This is a genomic window from Streptomyces sp. NPDC001393, from assembly GCF_053597455.1.
Map to the genome: position 1 here is coordinate 31,408 of NZ_JBSFIH010000029.1, position 16,332 is coordinate 47,739.

Genomic DNA, 16,332 nt, shown 5'->3' on the forward strand with positions numbered 1-16,332 from the left:
GGGATACGGCCCTCAGCTCAATGGCGCCGAATCAATGGGCCGAACCGCCCCCTCACACCCCCACGTACTGCGCCAGGTGCTCCCCCGTCACCGTCGAGCGCGCGGTGACCAGCTCGGCCGGGGTTCCCTCGAAGACCACGCGGCCGCCGTCGTGGCCGGCGCCGGGGCCGAGGTCGATGATCCAGTCGGCGTGGGCCATGACCGCCTGGTGGTGTTCGACCACGATGACCGACTTGCCGGAGTCGACCAGGCGGTCCAGGAGGGCGAGGAGCTGTTCGACGTCGGCCAGGTGGAGGCCCGTCGTCGGCTCGTCCAGGACGTAGATTCCGCCCTTGTCGGCCATGTGCGTGGCCAGTTTCAGCCGCTGGCGTTCGCCGCCGGAGAGCGTGGTGAGCGGCTGGCCGAGGGTGAGGTAGCCGAGGCCGACGTCCGACATCCGCTCGAGGATCTTGTGGGCGGCCGGAGTGCGCGCCTCGCCCGCGGCGAAGAACTCCTCCGCCTCGGTCACCGACATCGCCAGCACCTCCGCGATGTCCCGCTCGCCGAAGGTGTACTCCAGCACCGAGGCCTGGAAGCGTTTGCCCTCGCACTCCTCGCAGGTCGTGGCGACCCCGGCCATCATCGCCAGGTCGGTGTAGACGACCCCGGCGCCGTTGCAGGTGGGGCAGGCGCCCTCGGAGTTGGCGCTGAACAGCGCCGGCTTCACCCCGTTGGCCTTGGCGAACGCCTTGCGGATCGGCTCCAGCAGCCCGGTGTACGTCGCCGGGTTGCTGCGCCGCGAGCCGCGGATCGGGGTCTGGTCGATGGACACGACGTCCGCCCCCGCCGGCATCGATCCGTGCACCAGCGAGCTCTTGCCGGAGCCGGCCACACCCGTGACGACGCAGAGCACGCCCAGCGGGATGTCCACGTCGACGTTCTGCAGGTTGTGCGTGGTCGCGCCCCTGATCTCCAGGGATCCGGTGGACTTCCGCACGGTGTCCTTGACGCGGGCCCGGTCGTCGAGGTGCCGGCCGGTGAGGGTGCCGCTGGCCCGCAGCCCCGCCACGGTGCCCTCGAAGCAGACCGTGCCGCCCGCCGTACCCGCGCCCGGACCGAGGTCGACCACATGGTCGGCGATCGCGATGGCCTCCGGCTTGTGCTCCACGACCAGCACGGTGTTGCCCTTGTCGCGCAGCCGCAGCAGCAGCTCGTTCATCCGCTGGATGTCGTGCGGGTGCAGGCCGATCGTGGGCTCGTCGAAGACGTACGTCACATCGGTCAGCGAAGAGCCGAGGTGGCGGATCATCTTCACGCGCTGGGCCTCGCCGCCCGACAGCGTGCCCGCCGGCCGGTCGAGCGAGAGATAGCCGAGGCCGATCTCCACGAACGAGTCGAGGGTGTGCCGCAGGGAGGCGAGGAGGGGTGCCACCGACGGCTGGTCCAGCCCCCGTACCCACTCGGCCAGGTCGCTGATCTGCATCGCGCACGCGTCGGCGATGCTGACACCCTCGATCTTCGAGGACCGGGCCGCCGCGGTGAGCCGGGTGCCCTCGCACTCGGGGCAGACGGTGAAGGTGACCGCCCGGTCGACGAACGCCCGGATGTGCGGCTGCATGCCCTCCTTGTCCTTGGCGAGCATCGACTTCTGGATCCGCGGGATCAGACCCTCGTAGGTCATGTTGATGCCCGCGATCTTCATCCGGGTCGGTTCCTGGTACAGGAAGGCCTGCAGCTCCCGCTTGGTGAAGTCGCGGATCGGCTTGTCCGGGTCGTACAGGCCGGACTCGGTGTAGAGGCGGTAGTTCCAGCCGCCCGTCTTGTAGCCGGGGATGGTGAGCGCGCCCTCGTTGAGGGAGAGGGAGTCGTCGAAGAGCTGGGCGAGGTCGAGGTCGGTGACCGTGCCCCGGCCCTCGCAGCGCGGGCACATGCCGCCGGTGATGCTGAAGCTGCGCCGCTCCTTCACCTGCTGCCCGCCGCGCTCCACGGTGACCGCACCGGCACCGCTGATCGAGGCGACGTTGAAGGAGTACGCCTTGGGCGAGCCGATGTGCGGCTTGCCGAGCCGGCTGAACAGGATGCGGAGCATGGCGTTGGCATCGGTGGCGGTGCCCACGGTGGAGCGCGGGTCGGCGCCCATCCGCTGCTGGTCCACGATGATCGCGGTGGTGAGCCCGTCGAGGACGTCGACCTCGGGGCGCGCGAGCGTCGGCATGAAGCCCTGCACGAACGCGCTGTACGTCTCGTTGATCAGCCGCTGCGACTCCGCGGCGATCGTGTCGAACACCAGCGAGCTCTTGCCGGAGCCGGACACACCGGTGAACACGGTCAGCCGGCGCTTGGGCAGCTCCACGCTGACGTCCTTGAGGTTGTTCTCCCGGGCGCCGTGCACACGGATCAGGTCGTGGCTGTCGGCTGCGTGCGGTGCGGTGGCGTCGTCCATGGCGGTCACGGTAGCGGGGGCGGACCGCCCGCCGCTTCTCGAATCCTGACGACCTCGACCTGGCGTCTGCGGTGTGGCTCAACGGCGCCCCGGCCCGCCGAACTCACACGGTGACTCCGCCCGCCCCACCCCCGACACACTCTTGCAAGCAGGATGCTTGCAATTGTTAGCGAGAATGCGGCATGGTGGAGGCATGGCATCGCTGAACGTCGGCAATCTCGGTGAGTACCTGCGCGAGCAGCGGCGCAACGCACAGCTGTCGCTGCGGCAGCTCGCCGACGCCGCCGGGGTGTCCAATCCCTACCTGAGCCAGATCGAGCGCGGGCTGCGCAAGCCCAGCGCGGAGGTGCTCCAGCAGGTCGCCAAGGCCCTGCGCATCTCCGCCGAGACGCTGTACGTCCGCGCCGGGATCCTCGACGCCGAGCGGGACCGGGACGACGTGGAGACCAGGGCGGTCATCCTCGCCGATCCCTCGCTCAACGAGCGGCAGAAGCAGGTGCTGCTCCAGATCTACGAGTCCTTCCGCAAGGAGAACGGATTCGGGGTCGGCGAGCCCGCCGTCGACGAGGACGGCGCGCAGGGAGCGGACACCGACGGCACCGCCGTGCCCGGCACGGGCACGGCCGGCGGACACGATGCCGATGCAGGCCCGCGGCGGACGGCCGGATAACCGGACCAGGGCGCCGGCTCCCACCGCGGACCACACCAACCTCAGCCGAACGCGAATCCGGGAGGACCAGATCACCATGGCCATCACCGACGACCTGCGCAAGACCCTCAGCGACCCGACTCCGCTCTACTTCGCCGCCGGCACCGCCGACCTCGCCCTCCAGCAGGCCAAGAAGGTGCCCGCCCTGGTCGAGCAGCTGCGCGCCGAGGCGCCGGCCCGCATCGAGGCCGTGCGCAACACCGACCCCAAGGCCGTGCAGGAGAAGGCCGCCGCCCGGGCCAAGGAGGCGCAGGAGACCCTCCAGACCAAGGTCAACGAGTTCCTCGGCACCCTCGACGTCGACTTCAAGAAGCTGGGCGAGCAGGCCCAGGACCTCGCCCTGCGCGGCGTCGGCGTCGCCGCCGAGTACGCCGTCAAGGCCCGCGAGACCTACGAGAAGGTCGCCGAGCACGGCGAGCAGGCCGTGAAGAGCTGGCGGGGCGAGGCCGCCGAGGAGATCGAGGACTTCGCGATCGCGGTCGAGGGCAGGCCGGAGCAGGCCCAGGCCGAGCCGAAGCCGGCCGAGGCCCAGGCCGAGTCCGCCGAGAAGAAGCCGGTGGCGAAGAAGGCGCCGGCCCCCCGCAAGTCCACCACCGCGAAGAAGGCGACGCCGCCGGCCAAGTGAGCGGCAGCGCCGGGAGCACAACGGGATGACAGCGGGCCGGGCACCTTGGGGGTGTCCGGCCCGTTGTACGGGTACGGTGGCAGTACGGACGACTCGACTCGGGTGGTGGGCATTGTGCTGATGACGGCAGTCGGCGGAGTGATGTGGCTGATCTTCACCGCCATGCTGGCGCTCGCCATCGTGGCGTTCGTGATGGCCGCGATCTTCCGCGAGGACGCGTACCGTGCCGCGGACAAGCAGAACAAGGGCTTCTGGCTGATCATCCTCGGCATCGCGGTCGCCGTGAACCTCTTCGTGCCCATGCTGTTCCTGCAGCTCGCGGGCCTGGTGGCGACGATCGTCTTCTTCGTGGACGTACGCCCCGCGCTGCAGCAGGTCTCGGGCGGGAAGGGTTTCCGCCGCCGGGGACGCGGGAGCAGCAGCGACGGTCCTTACGGCCCGTACAACGGGGGCCGCTAGCCGATACCGGGTGCGCGTTCCTACCCAAGGGGCGCGGGGCTGTGTTCGATATGCGGCTCCGCCGCGTGGGCGCGACCAGCCACAACGGACCCGCACCCGGCGACGGCGAAGCACCCCCTACGGCGAGACCCCTACGGCGCCCGGTCCAACAGCACCACGGCGACGTCGTCGGTCAGCTCCCCACCATTGAGCTCCCGCACCTCACTGACCGCCGCCCGCAGCAGCTCCTCCCCCCGCAGACCCTCGGAGAGCTGGCGGCGGATCATCGACACCATCCCGTCCTGGCCCAGCCTTTCGCCGCCCGCGCCGACCCGGCCCTCGATGAGGCCGTCGGTGTAGAGCATCAGGCTCCACTCGGAACCCAGCTCCACCTGCATCCGCGGCCAGCGGGCGCCGGGCAGCAGGCCGAGGGCGGGGCCGTTGTTGTCGTACGGCAGCAGCCGGGCCTGGCGGCCGGGGCGGGCGAGCAGCGGGGCCGGGTGGCCGGCCAGGCACAGGCCCGCGCTGCGGCCGTCGGGTGCGATGTCCACTGTGCACAGGGTCGCGAAGATCTCCTCGTCGGCCCGCTCGTGCTCCAGCACCTGCTGCAGGGTGCCGAGCAGCTCGTCCCCGCACAGGCCGGCCAGCGTCAGCGCCCGCCAGGCGATGCGCAGCTCCACGCCGAGTGCGGCCTCGTCCGGGCCGTGGCCGCAGACGTCGCCGATCATGGCGTGCACGGTGCCGTCCGGGGTGCGGACGGCGTCGTAGAAGTCGCCGCCGAGCAGCGCACGGGAGCGGCCGGGGCGGTAGCGGGCGGCGAAGCGCAGCGAGGAGCCCTCCAGCAGCGGGGTGGGCAGCAGGCCGCGCTCCAGGCGGCGGTTCTCCTGCGCGCGCAGCTTGCCCTCGGCCAGGCGCCGCTCGGCCGTGTCGGAACGTTTCCGCTCCACGGCGTAGCGAATGGCGCGGCTGAGCAGCCGGCCGTCCAGCTCGTCCCGGAAGAGGTAGTCCTGCGCGCCCACGCGCACGGCCTCGGCGCCGCGCTCGGCGTCGCCGGAGGCGGTCAGGGCGAGCACGGCATGCCGGGGCGCGAGCCGGAGCACGTGCTTGAGCACGGCCAGCTCGTCGTCGGCGTCGCGGCCGCCCGGCGCCGGGAGGGCCAGGTCCAGCAGGATGCAGTGGACGTCGTCGGTGAGCAGCCGCTCGGCCTCGGTGAGGTTGCGGGCGGTACGGACACGGATCGGCTTGCCGGCCGAGTCCAGCAGGTCGGGCACGATCGGCGAACCGGCCGGATCGTCCTCGATCAGCAGCAGGGTGAGAGTGGCGCCGGTGCCGTTGGTGGGCATGGCGTCGTGGTGGGCCTCTTCCTTGAGGGGGCCGCCTGCTGCGGAAGCGGCCTGCGCCTGACCACTCTCCACGGCCGGGATCGCTCGCTGCCGCGGTACGGGTACGGGCATCGTCCTGGGTTCCTTCCCTCCCCCCGAGGGCGTGGTGGGCGTCGAGGGTCTCGAAGCCACCGACGGGGACCATAGCGGGTGCTGCCGCCCCGATGGAATGGTGTGAGCCGCGTCGCTCGCGTGCAGGCCGCTGTCATATGCCGCGTTCCGTACGACAGTTGGACAGGCCGCCCCGCCACAGGGGATGACGAAGCTCACGTCCGGCCGGGGTTTGGGCGGCGGTTGGCGGTGCGGTGGGTCACATGACGTGGGTCACGAGCACACAGGCGGCGCGTACCGGGGGACGTATGGGGACGTGTATGGCGTGCGTCACGAGGATTCCCCAAGGCGCGCGGGGCTGTGTTCGATCCGCCGTGCCCCCGCCGGAGGCCTACGCGTCCGGTCGTACGACCCCCAGGATCGGCATCGAACCGGCGCCCGCGACCGTCACGGTCCGCCCGGGGCGCGGGGCCTGGATGATCGCGCCGTCGCCGACGTAGATGGCGACATGGCTGGCGTCGTCGAAGTAGATGATGAGGTCGCCGGGGCGCATGTCCTTGATGTCGACGTGCTTGAGCTGCTGCCACTGCTCCTGCGAGGTGCGCGGGATGGGGTGGCCGGCCGCCGCCCAGGCCTGGGAGGTCAGGCCGGAGCAGTCGTAGGACGCGGGGCCCTCGGCGCCCCACACATAGGGCTTGCCGAGCTGGGCGGTGGCGAACGCGACCGCCTTCTCGCCCTGCGCGGACGCTGCTGCGTGGATCCTCTTGAGGATGCCGGTGTCCAGCCACTGCGTCTGCGCCTTCAGCGCGGCCTGGTCCTCCAGCTGCGCCAGTCGCTCCCGGTCCTTCTTCTCCAGCTCGGACTCGAGCTTCTGGGCGGCGGAGATCTGCTGCTGGATCTTCCTCTGGGCGGCGGCCTTGGCCGTGCGCTCGGCGTCCAGCTTCTGCCACTGCGCCGCGGCGTCGTCGGCGTACGCCTGCAACTGCTGCTGCGTACTGGTCAGTTCGCTCATCAGCGACCGCGTCGCCCGCTGGCCCTGGAGCACCAGCCCGGCCCCGTCCAGGACCTGCCCGGGGTCGTCGCTGAGCAGGAACTGGGCGGTGGGCGGGATGCCGCCGGTGCGGTACTGCTCGCGGGCGGCCGCGCCCGCCTGGTCCTGGAGCCTGGCGAGCCTCTGCTGCCCCTCGTCGATCTTCTTGGCCAGCGCGACGATCTGGGCGGACTGCTGCTTCGCCTTCTCCTCGGCCGCGTTGTAGGCGTCGGTGGCGACGGCCGCCGCGTGGTAGAGCTGGTCGAGCTTCTCGCGAACCTTCTCGAGATCCTTGCTCGGCGGGGGAGTCGGGGAGGTGCTCGGGGTGGGAGACGGGGAGGTGCCCGGCGTGGGTGCCGGGGCGGCGAAGGCCGTACCGGGCGCTGCCAGCACGGTCACCGCGCAGACCACGGTCACGGCGGCCGAGAGGATGCTGCGCTTGCCCCAGCCCATCACACATTCCCCCAAAGCTGATTTACCGTCAGTAACTTACGATGTCTGGGGGATGGTGCCACGTTGCGCCACAAAACGACAGAGGCAGGCGGCGCAGTGAGGAGTTCCCCCCGGCAGAGGAGTTCCCCCCGCAGAGGAGTCCCCCCGCATCCGCCCCGGCGTGACCATCTCCCCGCCCATGTGACGAACGGCGCACGGAGTTCGTTCCGTCTCACCGCCCCCGAACGGGTGTTGTCAGCTCCGGGGCGCCAATGCCGCCCACGTCACCGTCACTTCACCCTGCCGCCAGCGCGCCGGGCCGTCCGCCACCGGCCAGTCGGCTCTCAGGTCCCGCACCGCGCGCAGCCAGCGCTGCCGGGCGCCGTAGGAGGCGTAGGGCGCCGCGGCGGCCCAGGCGCGGTCGAAGTCGCGCAGGAAGGCGTGCACCGGTTCGCCGGGGACGTTCCGGTGGATCAGCGCCTTCGGCAGCCGCTCGGCGAGGTCGGAGGGCCGCTCCAGCGAGCCCAGCCGGGTGGCGAAGGTGACGGTCCGCGGGCCCTCCGGGCCGAGCGCCACCCAGACGTGCCGCCGCCCGATCTCGTCGCATGTGCCCTCGACCAGCAGTCCGCCGCGCGAGCCGCCGTCGGCCGGGGCGAGCCGCGCGCACAGCCGTGCCCAGACGGCGGCGACCTCGGCCTCGTCGTACTGGCGCAGCACATTGGCGGCCCGGATGAGCTGGGGCCGCCCCGGCACCGGCACCTCGAAGCCGCCGTGCCGGAAGGTCAGCCCCTCCCGCTCGTACGTCTTCGCCGCCGCGACCCGCTCGGGTTCGATCTCGATGCCGACGACGCGGGCGCGCGGCGCGGCGGTTCGCAGCCGGCCGAGCAGTTCCACGGCGGTCCAGGGGGCGGCGCCGTAGCCGAGGTCGATGGCCAGGGGGTCCCCGGCGCGCCGGAGTTCGCCGCCGTGGGTCGCTGCTATCCAGCGGTCCATGCGGCGGAGCCGGTTGGGGTTGGTGGTCCCGCGCGTCACATTTCCCACGGGTCGGGACGGTGCGCGGGCTGTCATGCATACGAGAGTAAGCGGGGGCGCGCCCCACAGCGGGCGTCGAACGGTTGATCGATCGTGGGTGATGGTCGCAGGTAATGGTTGAGTAAAGCCCCGTGATCGGGAAATGGCACGCCCCCGGCAACTGTTGGACCCCTCGGAGGGCGAGACCGGTCCTCCGTCCGGCATGCCCGCTGCAAGGAGAGGACCGCCAGGTGAGCCAGTACGTCAGCAGGCTCGGGCGACGCTCCCCGTCGGCCGCCTCACGGCTACGACTGCACCGCAGGCCCCGCCGCGTCGCCATGCTCTCCGTGCACACCTCCCCGCTCCACCAGCCCGGCACCGGCGACGCCGGCGGGATGAACGTCTACATCGTGGAGCTGGCCCAGCGGCTGGCCGCGCTGGGCATCGAGGTCGAGATCTTCACCCGGGCCACGGCGGGCGGCCTCGCGCCCACGGTCGAGCTGGCCCCCGGCGTCCTCGTCCGGCACGTCGACGCCGGCCCCTACGAGGGCCTCGCCAAGGAGGACCTGCCGGCCCAGCTGTGCGCGTTCACGCACGGCGTGATGCAGGCCTGGGCCGGTCACCGCCCCGGCTACTACGACCTCGTCCACTCCCACTACTGGCTCTCCGGCCACGTCGGCTGGCTCGCCGCCCAGCGCTGGGGCGTGCCCCTGGTGCACGCCATGCACACCATGGCCAAGGTCAAGAACGCCAACCTGGCCGACGGCGACACCCCGGAGCCCGCCGCCCGCGTCATCGGCGAGACCCAGATCGTGGCCGCCGCCGACCGGCTCATCGCCAACACGGCGGAGGAGGCCGACGAGCTGGTACGGCACTACTCCGCCGATCCCGGGAAGGTCGCCGTCGTCCACCCGGGCGTCAACCTCGACCGCTTCCGCCCCGGCGACGGCCGCGCCGCCGCCCGCGCCCGCCTCGGCCTGCCCCAGGACGCCCTGATCCCGCTCTTCGCGGGCCGCATCCAGCCCCTCAAGGCCCCGGACATCCTGCTGCGCGCGGTGGCGGTGCTGCTTCAGGAGCGCCCCGAGCTCCGCTCCCGCATCCTCGTCCCGGTCGTCGGCGGCCCGAGCGGCAGCGGGCTCGCCAAGCCGGAGGGGCTGCAGAAGCTGGCGGCGCGGCTGGGCATCGCGGACGTGGTCCGTTTCCGTCCCCCCGTCGGGCAGGAGCAGCTCGCGGACTGGTTCCGGGCCGCGTCCGTGCTGGTCATGCCGTCCTACAGCGAGTCCTTCGGGCTGGTCGCGATAGAGGCGCAGGCGGCCGGCACGCCGGTGCTCGCGGCCTCGGTCGGCGGACTGCCGGTGGCCGTGCGCGACGGCGAGACCGGCTTCCTGGTCCACGGCCACCGTCCCGCCGACTACGCGCGCGTGCTGCGCCGTTTCGCCGACGAGCCGTCCCTGCCGGCGAGCATGGGCGAGGCGGCCGCCCGGCATGCGCAGTCCTTCGGCTGGGACCGGGCGGCCGCCGAGACCGCGGACGTCTACGCGGCCGCGACCCACTCCCACCGCCGTCGCGTACGCTCCCACCATGGGTGATGGCGAGAAGGCGGTCGGGCAGGTGCTGGAAGGCGTCCTGAAGGACGCCGAGCTGGAGTGGGAGAGCCCCGAGCCCGGAAACTACGTGGTCAAGCTCCCCGGCACCCGCAAGCTCACCACGACCGTCTCCTTCCTGGTGGGCCGTCACTCCCTCTCCCTGAACGCCTTCGTCGTCCGCCACCCCGACGAGAACGAGGCGGGCGTCCACCGCTGGCTCCTGGAGCGCAACCTCAAGCTGTACGGCGTGAGTTACGCCGTCGACCGCCTCGGCGACGTCTACGTCACCGCCCGCCTGCCCCTCGCCTCCGTCACTCCCGACGAGATCGACCGCCTCCTCGGCCAGGTCCTGGAGGCGGCCGACGGCGCCTTCAACACCCTCCTGGAGCTGGGCTTCGCCTCCTCCATCCGCAAGGAGTACGCCTGGCGCGTGTCCCGGGGCGAGTCCACGCGCAACCTGGACGCGTTCAGGCACCTGATCGACCGCCCTGCGGACTGACTTCCGTACGACCCCTTCCGTCACCGACAGGGGCAGTGGCATGCTCACGGCCGACGCAATCCTGAACGTCATTCATATACATGAATATGAAGGGGCGGGTGGACATGAGCAGCACGCACCTCACGAGACGGACCCTGCTGGCGGGGGCCACGGCCGTGGCGCTCGGCGCGGCGACCGGCAGGGCGGCAGCGGCCGAACGCACCGAAGTGCCCTCCCTCTGGAAGGAGTTCGTCCGCACTCCCTTCACCCACCCGCAGATCCCGTACATAGGCCGGGCCGGATGTGGCCCCCGAAGCCCCGGGCGGTTCGTCGCCGACGTCACCGAGTACGGCGCCGTACCCGACGGCACCACCGACTGCGCCCCCGCGATCAACCGTGCCATCGCCGCCGCCGGACGGGCCGGCGGTGGCACGGTCACCATCCCGCCCGGCACCTTCCGCATCGACGGCCTGATCCGCATCGGCGACTCGGGCGTCGTCCTGCGCGGCGCAGGCAGCGGCCGTACGACCCTGTACGCGACGAAGTCCCTCACCGAACTGATCGGCGCCTACGGCTCCCGTTACGGCGGCGACAAGTCCGCCTGGTCCTGGGCCGGCGGCCTGATCTGGCTGGCGCCGAGGGCGCGTTGGGACTCCCTGGTGGCCGCGATCCGGTCCCGTGCCTGGCCCTTCGAGGGCTGGACCGGCAACAGGCGGGACGAGTGGACGCCGCTGACGGCGGTGGAACCGGCCCGGCAGGGCTCGTGGACGGTCACCGTCGCCGATCCGGCCGGGCTGCACCCCGGCCGCCTCGTCCTCCTCCGCCTGGCCGACGACCCCGCGCACACCCTGCTCCAGCACATGGCGGGCGGCGGCCCGGGACCGGCGTCGTACTCCTGGGACGACAAGACCAAGCTGCTGTCGTACGTCCCCTACGAGTGGCCGGTGCGCATCACCCGCGTCCGGGGCCGCCGGGTCACCCTCGAACGCCCCCTCCCGCTCGACGTACGCCCCGAGTGGAACCCGCAACTGACCACCCACGTACCCGAGTTGACCGGGTCGGGGGTCGAGGGGGTGACCCTGGAGGCGGTCGAGACCCCGCAGTCCCCGCACCTGCTCGACAAGGGCTACAACGGTGTGGTCCTGCAGTGCGCCTACGACTGCTGGGTGGACGACGTCACGGTGACGAACGTCGACAATGGCTTCGGCCTGGTCGCCGCCTCCGCCTGCACCCTGCGCCGCACGCGCGTCACCGGCCGCGGTTCGCACCACCCGTACTTCTGCCGCGAGGGCTCCCACGACAACCTGATCGAGGACTTCACCATCGCACAGCGCACGGTCCCGGCCCCGCCCAACACCCAGCTGCACGGCATCAACGTCGAAGGACTCTCCTCGTACAACGTCTGGTCGCGCGGCAGGATGGAGATGGGCACCTTCGACAGCCACCGCGGCCTGCCCTTCGCCGACGTCCGCACGGACATCACGGTGAACAACAACGGCCGCCACGGCGGGGACGCCAACGCGGGCCCGCTCTTCGGCGCCCGCTTCACCCACTGGAACATCCGGGTCACCAACGGCCGCGCGGGCCTGATGAAGATCGACGGCCTGGCGCCGTACTCGGCCACCGTCGGCCTGAACACGGTGACCGAGTTCGACCAGATCGACGTGCCCGACTTCGCCGGAGACCTGCACTCCCGCCTGGAGCTGTACGGCACCACGGACGCCGTACGCCCGCGCAACCTGTACGACGCTCAGCGCGAGCTGCTGCGGTAACGCCCGGGCGTCACTCCCACCAGCTTCTTGAAGTGCCGGGTGAGATGGGCCTGGTCGCAGAACCCGGTGGCCGGGGCCACCTCGCCCGGCACCAGCCCGTCCAGCAGCAGCCGCCGCGCCCGCCCGACCCGCCGGGACATCAGGTACTGGTGCGGGGCGATGCCGTAGGCCCCGCTGAACGCCCGCACCAGATGGGCGGGATGGGCGTGCAGCAGCCGCGCGGCCTGCGCCAGCGAGACGCCCTCGACCACCCGGGCGTCGAGCAGCTCGCGCAGCGAACGGGCGAGAGCGGGATCCGGGCGATGCGCCGGTGCGTCGGTCCGTCGCCGCAGATGGCCGTGCAGCCGCTCCCCGACCAGGACCAGCCTGCTCTCCGCCTCCAGTTCGTCACCGGGCCGGGCGAGAGCGGAGTGCAGCTGCCCGACGCGCCGCCGCAGCACCGGGTCCCGCAGGTCGGGCGTGTCGACGGCGGGCCCGATGAGATCCTCGCCGAGACGGCTGCTGTCGAGGTAGACGACCCGCTTGCGGAAGCCGTCCGGGGTGGCCGGGGAGCCGTTGTGCGGCACGTGCGGCGGGAGCAGGGTGACCGTGTCGTGCGGGGTGCCGTGCTCGTGCCGGTCGAGGTCGTACCGTACGGCCCCGTCGTCCACGATGAGCAGCGTCCAGGCGTCGTGGACGTGCATCGGGTAGGCGTACTCGGTGAAGTGGGCGTGGAAGACCTCCACGACACCCGGGACGCGCGGGCGCCAGGCGGAGACTTCGGGCTGGTCGGCGGCCACGCAAAGAACGTACAAGACCGCGCCGGACGGCGGGCGGCAGTCTCATTCCATGAGTTCCATGAGCGCTGAACCCATCCGTTTCGACACGAAGATCGCCGTGCTGCTGCGCGCGGACCTGGAGCCCTGGCAGCGGCTCAACGTCACCGCGTTCCTGGTCAGCGGCCTGGGCGCGACGGTTCCCGAGGTGATCGGCGAGCCGTACGAGGATGCGGACGGGGTGTCGTACCTCCCCATGTTCCGCCAGCCGGTGCTGGTCTTCGAGGGCTCGAAGGAGACCCTGAAGGCGGCCCACGGCAGGGCGCTGAGCCGCGCCCTGCCCCGTGCCGTCTTCACCTCGGACCTGTTCGCCACGGGCAACGACCGCGACAACCGCGCGGCGGTGCGGGCCGTACCGACGGCGGAGCTGGACCTGGTGGGGCTGGCGGTGTACGGCCCGCGGACCGGTGTGGACAAGGTCCTCAAGGGTGCGCGGATGCACCCGTGAGGGGTGTGCCGCCGGTCAGTCGAACATGCCGGGCTGGTAGTCGCCGGCGGGCTGCTGGACGATGACGTTGACGCGGTTGTACGCGTTGATCAGGGCGATCAGCGCGACGAGCGCGGCGAGCTGGTCCTCGTCGTAGTGCTTGGCGGCGTTCGCCCAGACCTCGTCCGGGACGCCGCCGGCCGCGTCGGCGATGCGGGTGCCCTGCTCGGTCAGCTCCAGCGCGGCCCGCTCGGCCTCGCTGAACACCTTGGCCTCCCGCCAGGTGGCGACCAGGTGCAGCCGCTGCGCCGTCTCCCCGGCGGCGGCCGCGTCCTTGGTGTGCATGTCGGTGCACATCGCGCACCCGTTGATCTGGCTGGCCCGGATCTTCACCAGCTCCTGCGTCGCGGCCGGCAGGGGGGAGTCGGTGACCACCTTCCCCGCCGAGTTGATGAACTTGAAGAACTTCCCGGTGACAGGGTTGGTGAAGAGGTTCAGACGAGCGTCCATGGTGTGCTCCCGGTGCTCCCGTGTGGTTTTTCGTCGGCTACACCTGCCTGACGGATCCCGCCGGGGAGATGTGACGGGGCAGAGCGTGACCTACGTCACCGGCCTCTCGGGGTGGACTCGCCCGGACGTCCGCCTGGACGAGCGCTGCCCGGGCCGCGGATCCATCCGTGAACGGAATCTGCACACCGCGTCCGCAACCACGGGTGGTGCGGGTTCCGTTGGTGTGGAGATGTCCCGGTCGGCGCGGCGCAGGCAAGAGCTGTGCCGCGCCTGTGCGGCCCGGCATGTGGAGGAACTGGCCCCAACGCGTGACCGTCCCCGCACGGATGAGTCACCCGGGGCAGCCAACTGACGGGGTGTGAACGGCGGTTGACTGGATGCCCCGCACGCTCCGTGGTTTGATCGCTCGCACCGCCGGGATCGCGCCAGGTGTCCTGAAAGGGCTGGCGCACGCCTGCGGTCGGCGGCCCACCGTCTGTCCCCAGCGGGCCGCTTCCCCTTGGACCTTGTGGACCACCCATGCGAAGGGCAGTTTCACCATGAACGCCGCTCACCAGATCCAGACCCTCGAGATCACCGACGCCGAGCTCGACGCCGTCTCCGGTGGCCTGAGCCCCGAGGCCAGCCTCACCGCCGACTCCACGACCCTGAGCACCGCCGACGCGCTGTCCCAGCTCGGCGCCGTCCAGGGCCAGGTGCTGGGCGCCCTCGGCCAGTCCCACCAGATCGGCATCGACCTCGCCTTCTGAGGGCGCTGAACCGCCCCGATCGCCGTACCCAGCCCCCTGCCGGTGGAGAAGTCCCAGGTGGGGGGCTAGGTCATGTCTTCTCCAAGCCCTTACGCGGGTAGGGCCATGTGCGGCGCCTATTCGGGTGCTTGTGCGTACGTCGGCGCTTCCGGTCCGTGGGCCGGCGGCATACCTCTGGCGACCACAAACCGACCGAAGGAGACGCTTATGCGTGCACCTGCCGTGCTGGCCGCCATCGCTCTCGCCGGTACCGTTCTGCTGGGAGGCGCGGCCCAGGCCCTCGCCGACGACAACGACGACATGGGGATGGGCAGCGTCATGGGCAACGCCCAAGGCGCTTTCGGGAACTCCTCCCACGCCTCACCCGGCGCCGGCCAGGACTCGTCCGGCTTCGGCAAGGACTCGTCCGGCTTCGGCAAGGTGGGGGGCATTTTCGATCGCGCCGACTCCCGCTGACCGCTGGTCCGTTCTTCCCTCCCCGCCCCGCATCGCGATGCCCGCGGTGCGGGGCGGGGGTCTTCCCCGCGGTGATCGTGCTCTGCGCGCGGACGCCCCAGCGGCCCGGTGTCCACGCGACTCGATGTCCGCGCGGCTTGGTGTCCGGCGGCTCAGGCGGCCTGCTCGGACGCGCGCGGCTGCCGCTGCCCTGCCGGGGCCGCCACGCTCTCCTTCGGCAGGCCGCGCATGAGCAGCCCGTACCCCAGCCCGGCGGCCGTGCCCACCGCGGCGCACATGCCCCACAGCCACGCCGCGCCCAGCCGGTCGATGACCGCGCCGGACATCAGCGGGGCGACGAGTCCGGCGACGGACCAGGACAGTGTGTAGACGCCCTGGTAGCGGCCGCGTCCGTGCACGGGGGACAGCCGGACGACGAGTCCGGTCTGGGTCGGGGCGTTGACGATCTCGGCGAGGGTCCACACGCACACGGTGACCATGAAGACGCCGACCGATCCGGCGAACGCGGTGAGCCCGAAGCCGTAGCCGGCGAGCAGCGAGGAGGCGACCAGCAGGGTGCGCGGGTCGCGGTGCTCGATGAACCGGGTGACCGGGATCTGCAGGGCGACGATCAGGATGCCGTTGACGGCGATGGCGAGGCCGTAGTCGGCGGGCGAGAACCCGGCCCGTCCCATGGCCACCGGCAGCCCCACGGACCCCTGCTGGAAGACGAGGGCGACCAGGAAGGACAGCCCGACGACGGCCATGTACCGCCCGTCCCGCAGCACGGTCCCGAGGCTGACGGCGCCGTCCTTCTCCTTCACCTGCGCCGGCGGCCGGGATTCGGGCACCTTGAGGAAGACCACGAGCGCGCAGGCCAGGGTCATCCCGGCCTCGATGAGGAAGCCCGCGAGATAGCTGAACTCGGCGACGAACCCGGCGGCCATGGAGGAGACGGCGAACCCGAGGTTGATCGCCCAGTAGTTCAGCGAGAACGCCCGCAGCCGGTCCTCGGGCCGGACGATGTCGGCCATCATCGCCTGTACGGCGGGCCGGGAGGCGTTGGAGGCCATGCCGACGAGGAAGGCGACGGCGGCGATGGTGACGGGGCTCGTCATGAAGCCGAGCACCGCGACGGAGGCGGCCGTCGCCGACTGGGCGATGAGCAGCGTCGGCCGCCTGCCGAGCCGGTCGGCCATCACCCCGCCCCCCAGCGAGGAGACGACCCCGCCCAGCCCGTGCAGCGAGGCGACGAGACCGGCGTACGAGGCGGAGTAGCCGCGGTCGAGGGTGAGGTAGAGGGCCATGAAGGTGGCCACGAACGCGCCGAGCCGGTTGACGAGGGTGCTGGTCCACAGCCACCAGAACTCGCGGGGTAGCCCGGAGACGCTCTCCCGGGCGGCACGTCGGAGACGGGTGGCGAACATGACAGGACCCCCAGTGGTAAGTGGCTCGCACGG

Annotated in this window: 16 protein-coding genes; 9 read left to right on the plus strand and 7 right to left on the minus strand. The window is 71.7% G+C overall.

Features of this window, described 5'->3' with window-relative positions; translation table 11 throughout:
* Positions 1–52: 52 nt before the first annotated feature.
* Positions 53–2,422 (minus strand): ATP-binding cassette domain-containing protein, encoded by a 2,370-nt coding sequence (locus ACWC2T_RS27455; protein WP_450673027.1) that lies wholly within the window; start codon positions 2,420–2,422, stop codon positions 53–55.
* Positions 2,423–2,615: 193 nt separating this feature from the next.
* On the opposite strand from ACWC2T_RS27455, the gene ACWC2T_RS27460 reads away from it, so the two are divergent.
* The 3 genes from ACWC2T_RS27460 (at position 2,616) to ACWC2T_RS27470 (ending at position 4,215) form a co-directional block, all read left to right on the plus strand.
* Positions 2,616–3,092: a helix-turn-helix domain-containing protein gene (locus ACWC2T_RS27460; protein WP_450673028.1), complete on the plus strand. Its 477-nt coding sequence runs from the start codon at positions 2,616–2,618 to the stop codon at positions 3,090–3,092.
* A gap of 76 nt (positions 3,093–3,168) precedes the next feature.
* Positions 3,169–3,756 (plus strand): hypothetical protein, encoded by a 588-nt coding sequence (locus tag ACWC2T_RS27465; RefSeq protein ID WP_450673029.1) that lies wholly within the window; start codon positions 3,169–3,171, stop codon positions 3,754–3,756.
* Between the two features lie 120 nt (positions 3,757–3,876).
* Positions 3,877–4,215 carry a DUF2516 family protein gene (locus tag ACWC2T_RS27470; RefSeq protein ID WP_450673030.1) on the plus strand — a complete coding sequence of 113 codons (339 nt, stop codon included), beginning with the start codon at positions 3,877–3,879 and terminating at the stop codon, positions 4,213–4,215.
* A gap of 131 nt (positions 4,216–4,346) precedes the next feature.
* Here the strand turns inward: ACWC2T_RS27470 and ACWC2T_RS27475 are convergent, their stop codons facing one another.
* From ACWC2T_RS27475 to ACWC2T_RS27485, 3 genes are all read right to left on the minus strand, one after another.
* Entirely contained in the window at positions 4,347–5,648 is a 1,302-nt protein-coding gene (locus tag ACWC2T_RS27475) for a PP2C family protein-serine/threonine phosphatase (protein WP_450673031.1), read from the minus strand.
* A gap of 370 nt (positions 5,649–6,018) precedes the next feature.
* A complete protein-coding gene (locus ACWC2T_RS27480; protein WP_450673032.1) occupies positions 6,019–7,110 on the minus strand; it encodes a C40 family peptidase in 1,092 nt (363 codons plus the stop codon).
* A 234-nt stretch (positions 7,111–7,344) separates the two neighbouring features.
* Positions 7,345–8,157 carry a class I SAM-dependent methyltransferase gene (locus tag ACWC2T_RS27485; RefSeq protein ID WP_450673033.1) on the minus strand — a complete coding sequence of 271 codons (813 nt, stop codon included), beginning with the start codon at positions 8,155–8,157 and terminating at the stop codon, positions 7,345–7,347.
* 194 nt (positions 8,158–8,351) lie between these two features.
* Here ACWC2T_RS27485 and mshA point away from each other — a divergent pair, with 194 nt between their 5' ends.
* The 3 genes from mshA (at position 8,352) to ACWC2T_RS27500 (ending at position 11,936) form a co-directional block, all read left to right on the plus strand.
* On the plus strand, positions 8,352–9,689 hold the full coding sequence (mshA, locus tag ACWC2T_RS27490; RefSeq protein WP_450673034.1) for a D-inositol-3-phosphate glycosyltransferase: 1,338 nt from the start codon (positions 8,352–8,354) through the stop codon (positions 9,687–9,689).
* Complete coding sequence (locus ACWC2T_RS27495) at positions 9,682–10,185, plus strand: YbjN domain-containing protein (protein ID WP_450673035.1); 504 nt, start codon at positions 9,682–9,684, stop codon at positions 10,183–10,185. Before mshA ends, ACWC2T_RS27495 begins: the two co-directional genes overlap by 8 nt.
* A 104-nt stretch (positions 10,186–10,289) precedes the next feature.
* A complete protein-coding gene (locus ACWC2T_RS27500) occupies positions 10,290–11,936 on the plus strand; it encodes a glycosyl hydrolase family 28-related protein (protein ID WP_450673036.1) in 1,647 nt (548 codons plus the stop codon).
* Here the strand turns inward: ACWC2T_RS27500 and ACWC2T_RS27505 are convergent.
* Complete coding sequence (locus ACWC2T_RS27505; protein WP_450673037.1) at positions 11,915–12,715, minus strand: AraC family transcriptional regulator; 801 nt, start codon at positions 12,713–12,715, stop codon at positions 11,915–11,917. The genes ACWC2T_RS27500 and ACWC2T_RS27505 overlap by 22 nt on opposite strands.
* Positions 12,716–12,773: 58 nt before the next feature.
* On the opposite strand from ACWC2T_RS27505, the gene ACWC2T_RS27510 reads away from it, so the two are divergent.
* The gene (locus tag ACWC2T_RS27510) at positions 12,774–13,199 is read left to right on the plus strand and encodes a DUF2000 family protein (RefSeq protein ID WP_450673038.1); all 426 of its coding nucleotides are present in this window, start codon (positions 12,774–12,776) and stop codon (positions 13,197–13,199) included.
* A gap of 15 nt (positions 13,200–13,214) precedes the next feature.
* Here ACWC2T_RS27510 and ACWC2T_RS27515 read toward each other — a convergent pair whose 3' ends face one another.
* A complete protein-coding gene (locus ACWC2T_RS27515) occupies positions 13,215–13,688 on the minus strand; it encodes a carboxymuconolactone decarboxylase family protein (RefSeq protein ID WP_450673039.1) in 474 nt (157 codons plus the stop codon).
* Between the two features lie 539 nt (positions 13,689–14,227).
* On the opposite strand from ACWC2T_RS27515, the gene ACWC2T_RS27520 reads away from it, so the two are divergent.
* Together ACWC2T_RS27520 and ACWC2T_RS27525 are read left to right on the plus strand one after the other, a co-directional pair.
* Positions 14,228–14,437 carry a hypothetical protein gene (locus tag ACWC2T_RS27520; protein WP_450673040.1) on the plus strand — a complete coding sequence of 70 codons (210 nt, stop codon included), beginning with the start codon at positions 14,228–14,230 and terminating at the stop codon, positions 14,435–14,437.
* Positions 14,438–14,644: 207 nt separating this feature from the next.
* Positions 14,645–14,893, plus strand: coding sequence for a hypothetical protein (locus ACWC2T_RS27525; protein WP_450673041.1), 249 nt, complete (start codon positions 14,645–14,647; stop codon positions 14,891–14,893).
* A 152-nt stretch (positions 14,894–15,045) separates the two neighbouring features.
* Here ACWC2T_RS27525 and ACWC2T_RS27530 read toward each other — a convergent pair whose 3' ends face one another.
* Positions 15,046–16,299 carry an MDR family MFS transporter gene (locus ACWC2T_RS27530; protein ID WP_450673042.1) on the minus strand — a complete coding sequence of 418 codons (1,254 nt, stop codon included), beginning with the start codon at positions 16,297–16,299 and terminating at the stop codon, positions 15,046–15,048.
* Positions 16,300–16,332 lie beyond the last annotated feature (33 nt).